Source organism: Kitasatospora sp. NPDC004669, assembly GCF_040609455.1.
Classification (GTDB): Bacteria; Actinomycetota; Actinomycetes; order Streptomycetales; family Streptomycetaceae; genus Kitasatospora.
This window is the reverse complement of sequence record NZ_JBEXKB010000078.1, coordinates 23,547-29,546: the sequence shown is the minus strand read 5'-3', so window position 1 is coordinate 29,546 and position 6,000 is coordinate 23,547. Positions and strand designations below refer to the sequence as shown.

Annotated in this window: 7 protein-coding genes; 4 read left to right on the top strand and 3 right to left on the bottom strand. The window is 69.4% G+C overall.

Features of this window, described 5'->3' with window-relative positions; all coding sequences use genetic code 11:
• Positions 1-11: 11 nt before the first annotated feature.
• The 4 genes from ABZW30_RS39340 (at position 12) to ABZW30_RS39325 (ending at position 4,368) form a co-directional block, all read left to right on the top strand.
• Entirely contained in the window at positions 12-1,187 is a 1,176-nt protein-coding gene (locus tag ABZW30_RS39340; protein ID WP_355676107.1) for an IPT/TIG domain-containing protein, read from the top strand.
• Positions 1,188-1,814: 627 nt separating this feature from the next.
• Positions 1,815-2,012, top strand: coding sequence for a hypothetical protein (locus tag ABZW30_RS39335; protein WP_355676096.1), 198 nt, complete (start codon positions 1,815-1,817; stop codon positions 2,010-2,012).
• Between the two features lie 89 nt (positions 2,013-2,101).
• Entirely contained in the window at positions 2,102-3,910 is a 1,809-nt protein-coding gene (locus ABZW30_RS39330) for a hypothetical protein (protein WP_355676106.1), read from the top strand.
• Positions 3,911-4,095: 185 nt separating this feature from the next.
• On the top strand, positions 4,096-4,368 hold the full coding sequence (locus ABZW30_RS39325; RefSeq protein ID WP_355676095.1) for a hypothetical protein: 273 nt from the start codon (positions 4,096-4,098) through the stop codon (positions 4,366-4,368).
• 39 nt (positions 4,369-4,407) lie between these two features.
• Here ABZW30_RS39325 and ABZW30_RS39320 read toward each other — a convergent pair whose 3' ends face one another.
• The 3 genes from ABZW30_RS39320 to ABZW30_RS39310 are packed head-to-tail and all read right to left on the bottom strand — an operon-like array spanning position 4,408 to position 5,970.
• On the bottom strand, positions 4,408-4,827 hold the full coding sequence (locus tag ABZW30_RS39320; RefSeq protein WP_355676094.1) for an arsenate reductase ArsC: 420 nt from the start codon (positions 4,825-4,827) through the stop codon (positions 4,408-4,410).
• A gap of 31 nt (positions 4,828-4,858) precedes the next feature.
• Positions 4,859-5,605, bottom strand: a complete 747-nt coding sequence (locus tag ABZW30_RS39315; RefSeq protein ID WP_355676093.1) for an aquaporin — start codon at positions 5,603-5,605, stop codon at positions 4,859-4,861.
• Positions 5,602-5,970, bottom strand: a complete 369-nt coding sequence (locus ABZW30_RS39310; RefSeq protein WP_355676092.1) for a metalloregulator ArsR/SmtB family transcription factor — start codon at positions 5,968-5,970, stop codon at positions 5,602-5,604. The genes ABZW30_RS39315 and ABZW30_RS39310 overlap by 4 nt, the downstream gene beginning before the upstream one ends.
• Positions 5,971-6,000 lie beyond the last annotated feature (30 nt).

The window sequence follows — 6,000 nt, the reverse complement described above, 5'->3', positions numbered from 1 at the left end:
TCGGGACTTCGGTGGTCATCAGTGGTTCGGGTTTCACGGGTGCGTCGTCGGTGCGCTTCGGGTCCGTGTCGGCGACGTTCACGGTGGTCAGTGATGTGCAGATCACGGCGACGGTGCCTGCGGGTTCCGGTTCTGTCTCGGTCACGGTCACCACGTCGGCGGGCACGAGTAATGGTGTGGGCTTCACTTATGCGGCCGCGCCTGTGATCACGGGTTTGAGTCCGGTTTCGGGTGTGGTCGGGACTTCGGTGGTCATCAGTGGTTCGGGTTTCACGGGTGCGTCGTCGGTGCGCTTCGGGTCCGTGTCGGCGACGTTCACGGTGGTCAGTGATGTGCAGATCACGGCGACGGTGCCTGCGGGTTCCGGTTCCGTCTCGGTCACGGTCACCACGTCGGCGGGCACGAGCAATGGTGTGACGTACACCTACATCGCCGCGCCTGTGATCACCAGCCTGACCCCGAACCAGGGGCCGACCAGCGGCGGGAACACCGTCACCATCTCCGGCACCAACCTGTTGGGCGCGACCTCGGTGCTGTTCGGCACCCACACCGCCGCGATCACCGCCAACACCGCCTCCCAGATCACGGTCACGGCACCCGCAGGAGCGGCGCAGTCGGTCAACGTCACGGTTACCACCGGGGCCGGCACCGGCAATCCGCTGCCGTACTTCTACCTCATGGCCCCGGCCGTCACCGGCCTGAGTGCGACGATGGGGCCGAGTGGCGGCGGGAACACCGTCACCCTCTTCGGCTCCGACCTGGCTCTCACCAGCGCCGTGCACTTCGGGACCGCCGCGGCCACCAACATCACCGTGATCTCCGACACTCAGATCACGGTCACCGCGCCTGCCGGCACGGGGACCGTCCTGGTCACGGCCACTACACCAGGCGGCACCAGCACCGTTGGGCTGGGCAACGCCTACTACATCTACGTCGCACCACCCGTCATCACCTCCCTCGGCCCGGCCCAGGGTTCGGTATCCGGCGGGGACGACGTCCTGATCAGGGGAAGCAACCTCACCTACACCGACGCCGTGTTCTTCGGCATCGCTCCGGCGTCCTTCGCCGCGGTCTCCGACACCATGGTCGTGGCCACCTCACCGGCCGGTGCCGTCGGCCCGGTCATCGTCACCGTTCACTCCCCGGGCGGCACCAGCAACGGTGCCACCTTCCAGTACCAGCCATAGCCCACTCCGAACACCGGTCCGCGGGATCAACCGTCCATCCCGCGGGCCGGGTTGTGGACTCTTCGGGCGCCCCGCGACCGCGGCCGGCGATCGGACCCCGGATGCGGCCACAGGTCACCGCTCGGCCCGCCGCCCGGAAGCTCGACCCACACCGACCGATTCCGATCTCCCGCCATGTCGGCAGACTGCCCGGCCGCCGCCAGGCCACCCACCCGATCCGCACCATCCCGAGCCGGTCGAGCGGGCGGAGGAGTTGATCCGCGAGGCCGACGAGGTCAACCGCGTCGTGCTGCATGCCTGCACGCCGGCCGCGGCTCGTGCCGGGGGTCTCGCATTCCGTCGACGCCGTCGGGGTGCCGATGCCGGTGGGGGCGTCGTATCCCGGCGTTGCGCCGGTATCCGGCGCTCCTGCGTACCGAGGCCAGAACCGCCAGGCGTCGCACCACGGGAAGTCCGAGAAAGCGGGGGATCCGCACAGCCGAAACAGCGGAAATATTGTATTGATGATGGTCTATTCGGGTGAATCCGGATATTCGCCGATGACACGCACGCAAACCGTTGACATGATTGAGGGGCATTTCGCGGGACAGGAATCCGCGGAAATCGTTCCCTCGATGGAGGTTCGTCATGACCAACTGCCCAGCTGTCGACGCCCGGGCCGCTCTCGCCTTCCTCCAGGGCAGCGGACTGATAAACATGAACACCACTCTGGAGCAGTTGGTCAGTGCGACCACCACGCTCGGAGAGATCTCCGGCTATGTGCTGGCCTGGGACAAGTACGTGCTCGTCGTCCCGTCCGTGGCCGAGGAGGCCGCGCAGGTCTAGCTTCGGACTTCGCCGTGCGGGGGTGCCCGCATCAGGCGAAACGTACGGCCGAGTTGGATCGACTCGTCAGGAGGGCGGCTGTGGTTGACATGCGGCGCACGGTGGAACGCGGAGCGGTCTCCTGGCTGGCCGCACACCGCACCCGCTTCGATCCCGACACCGCTGATACGGGGCGCGTGCTGTTCGTCCGCAAGGCGTTCGTCGAGGTCGCGTTGCTGGTCGGACTCCGTGCCCGGGCGGAGTCCGGGTCCTTCGACGACGACGCGTATCGGTTGCTGTTCGACCAGGTCACCGCGGTGGCGGCCCGCGCTTCGTACCGTGAGCTCGTCGCACGCGACGAGGGGGCCCTGCTTCTGTATGCGGGTACCTACGCGTCACAGCGGCTGTGCGGGCAGCGTGACAGCGAATTCGAGCGCCTCATCGGCCAAGCGGTCTCCGGGCGTTATGCGGCCTGCTTCGAGCGTGTCCCCTTTCGGCAGCTGGATCTGCTGCACACGCTGGAGTTGGCCGGAATCGATCACGGAATGCCGGCAGGCGACGCTGTACTGCCTTTCTCCCTGCTCTGTGCGGATCCATCCGTGCTGAAGCTGAGCGACGGCGATATTTACGCGGTCACGCACACCGTCTTCTACGCCACCGATTTCGGCCGGCGTAGTCCCCGGTGGCCTGCCGGATTCGGTCCGCCCCAGGCGGTAGAACTGTTGGAGGCACTCAGCCTCCTGTGCCGACGGAAGGAGAACGCCGACCTCGTCGCCGAACTGCTCTGCTGCCTCCTGTGCCTGGGGATCCAGGACTCACCCGAGATGGAACGGGCCTGGGCCCTTCTCGCCGATGTACAGGAACCCAGCGGGCGGGTCGCCGGGCCGGACGGCATCCTCCCGCCGGAACTCGAGAACGGCGATGCGGAATACCGCGACTGGGCCACCGGCTATCACACCACGATCGTCGCAGCGCTGGCCGGGCACCTCGCCCGCGACGCGGCCGTGATCCGGCAGCCACGCCCCTCACCTCCCCGGTCCGCCGGCAACGGACGACTTGAAGCTGCGATCCGGTGTGCCGCCGCCTGGCTGACCGAGGCCGCCCTCGAGGCGCCCTTCGACGACGCGGTCCCGGCGGCGGGCGCAGCCGCGCGAGCCGCACGATCGGTAGGGGAGCCACAACTCGCCGCCCGGGCTCTCACCGGTCTCGTGCAACATGCCGACAACGCCCTCGCCCAGCCAGTGGCTTGGAGCAGGCAGGGCGTCGACACGGTTGCCGAGTGCGCGCGAGGCCTGTCGGCCTGTGGATTGGCCTGCGATTCCCTCGACCGGTTCCTGGCGGACACGGCAGCAGCACTCGCCGGACTCACCGCCGTTCCCACGACCGCCGCCGGTGGAGTCAGGCGACTGCGGGACCTGGGCTGGCTCACCGCGCAGCAGGCGGACTCCCTCCTCGCCTCCACGGCCCCTGCGAACCTGCTGGCCGACAACCATGCGCCCGCGGTCACTGCCGTGGCCCTGGCGCAGTATGCCGACGGCCAACCGCTTCGCTTCGGCAACGACGTCTCCGCCTGGCATTCCGTCGCGGAGCGGTTCGCAGCCGCGCTGCCGGCCGCCTGCCGGAACTATCGACTCGAAGAAGCCGCCGCGCTCCTTCAAGGGCTGGGGCTGCTCGGCTGGGCCGATCATCGTGTCACCCGCGACGGGGTCGACTTCCTGCTCTGCCAGCAGCACCCCACCGGCGCCTTCGGCTACCCGGCGCGCGACGACCATCAGGAGCGGGCGACGGCGCAACGCATCTGGACCCAGAATTGCGTCGTAGCCCTCTCCTGCCTGTACGGCTTGTACGACGGGCACGTACCTCACCGCTTCGCACGTCCGCCCCGGCTTCTGGCTGCGCAGGCGGATTCGGTCACGTAGCTCGGGCGGCCACCGGTGTCGCCCGGGCCCGCTCGGCTGCCACCGTTCCTTGGCCATTGTCCTGGGCCAGCTGACGGACCTGTGGGCGTTCGACCAGCATCGACCGGCTGCTGACCGGCGGGGCCACCGTCTCCAACGGCAGCCCGACCGTCGTCGAGCCGGCTGCCGAGGCGGGCGTTCACCGGATGGCCCTCCTCAGGCGGCACGCGGACTTGAAGAACGAGTCCTACGAGTGCGTCCGCGCCGAGACGACACAGGTCCCGGAGGTCGAGACGCGGCTGCGAACGAACGTCACCAGGCTCAAGGAGCGGGTCTCCGTCCTGATGGAGGAGAACACGGGGTTGAGGGACCGGGTCACACGCCTCGCCCTCGCGGGCGCGGTCCTGGCCGACCGGTTGCGCAAGGCCGAGGAGGAGGCCCGGCTACCCGACAACGTCCTTCGCTTCCCCCGCTCCTGACCGCCTGGCGGGGCATGGTCCGCGTCGGTCCGGAGGCTGTCACACCTCGGCCTCGATGCCGAGGTCGGTGAGCAGGCCGCGGATCCGCTGCTCGATCTGGTCGCGGATCGGGCGCACGGCCTCGACGCCCTGGCCGGCCGGGTCCTCCAGCTTCCAGTCCAGATAGGTCTTGCCGGGGAAGAACGGGCAGGCGTCGCCGCAGCCCATGGTGATCACCACGTCGGAGGCCTGGACCGCCTCGACGGTCAGGACCTTCGGGATCTCGGTGGAGATGTCGATCCCGATCTCGCGCAGGGCTTCGACCACCGCCGGGTTCACGGTCTCGGCCGGGGCGGAGCCGGCCGAGCGGACCTGAACCCGATCGCCTCCGAGGCGGGTGAGGAAGGCGGCGGCCATCTGGGACCGGCCCGCGTTGTGCACGCAGACGAACAGCACGGACGGGACGGCGGGAGTGCTCACAAGAAGTCCTTGATCTTCGAGACAGGCTGGTTCAGCGGGTGGCCGGGGCCGGGTGGTGGTCGCCATGCGGCACTACGACGTCCTCGGCGGAGGGCGTCGGTCGGCCGAACAACAGTGCGACGAGCGCGACGCCGGCCACCAGGCCGACGAGCTGGGCGGCGATGAACGGCAGCACCGAGGTGGGGGCGATGCCGGCGAAGGTGTCGGTGAACGCCCGGCCGATCGTCACCGCGGGGTTGGCGAAGCTGGTCGAGGACGTGAACCAGTACGCGGCGCCGATGAACGAGGCGACCGCGACGGGGGCGAAGTGCGCGCGGCCGCTGCGGGCCAGGCCGAAGATCAGCAAGACCAGGCCCATGGTCGCCACGACCTCGCCCAGCCACAGATGCGGCGCCCAGCGGTCATGGGCGGACCAGCGCACGAGCGGCTCGGCGAACATCGCGTCCGCGAGCGCCGCCCCGCCGATGGCGCCTGCGATCTGGGCCGGGACATAAGCCGCGACCTCGCGCAGGTCGGGCCCTTCACCGCCGCGGCGGCCGGTCCACCAGGCGGCCAGGGTGACCACCGGGTTGAAGTGGGCGCCGGAGACCGGTCCGAGCAGCAGGATCAGCACGCCGAGGCCGAACACGGTCGCCAGCGAGTTGGCCAGCAGCTGCACGCCGACGTCCGGGGAGAGCTTGGTGGCCTGGATGCCGGAGCCGACCACGACGGCGACCAGCGCGCCGGTCCCGACGAACTCGACGGTCGCCCGGCGACCCAGCGGGGCGAGCTCGGTCATCTTGCGTCCGCCGGGGCCTCAAGGAGCGACGAGAGGCGGGCCAAGGCGGCGGGGAGCACCCAGTAGTAGACCCAGGTCCCGCGGCGCTCGGAACCGACCAGGCCGGCCTCGCGCAGGACTTTGAGGTGGTGGGAGATCGTCGGCTGGGACACGTCGAACGGGCCGGTCAGGTCACAGACGCACGCCTCGCCGCCCTGATGCGAGGCGATCAGTGACAGCAGCCGCAGCCGCACCGGGTCGGAGAGGGCCTTGAACATCTTCGCCAGGTCGCTGGCGGCGTCTTCGTCCAGGGGCTCGCGGACCATCGGCGAGCAGCACGCGGCCGCGTCGTCCTGTCCGAGTACCTCAAGTTCCAGATTCGACATGCGTCTATGTTGACAGTCATCTATGCCGAG

Coding starts and splice junctions, on each gene's coding strand:
- ABZW30_RS39335 (WP_355676096.1), top strand. CDS start 1,815: ATGACCAACTGCCCAGCTGTCGACGCCCGGGCCGCTCTCGCCTTCCTC.
- ABZW30_RS39330 (WP_355676106.1), top strand. CDS start 2,102: ATGCGGCGCACGGTGGAACGCGGAGCGGTCTCCTGGCTGGCCGCACAC.
- ABZW30_RS39325 (WP_355676095.1), top strand. CDS start 4,096: ATGGCCCTCCTCAGGCGGCACGCGGACTTGAAGAACGAGTCCTACGAG.
- ABZW30_RS39315 (WP_355676093.1), bottom strand. CDS start 5,605: ATGACCGAGCTCGCCCCGCTGGGTCGCCGGGCGACCGTCGAGTTCGTC.
- ABZW30_RS39310 (WP_355676092.1), bottom strand. CDS start 5,970: ATGTCGAATCTGGAACTTGAGGTACTCGGACAGGACGACGCGGCCGCG.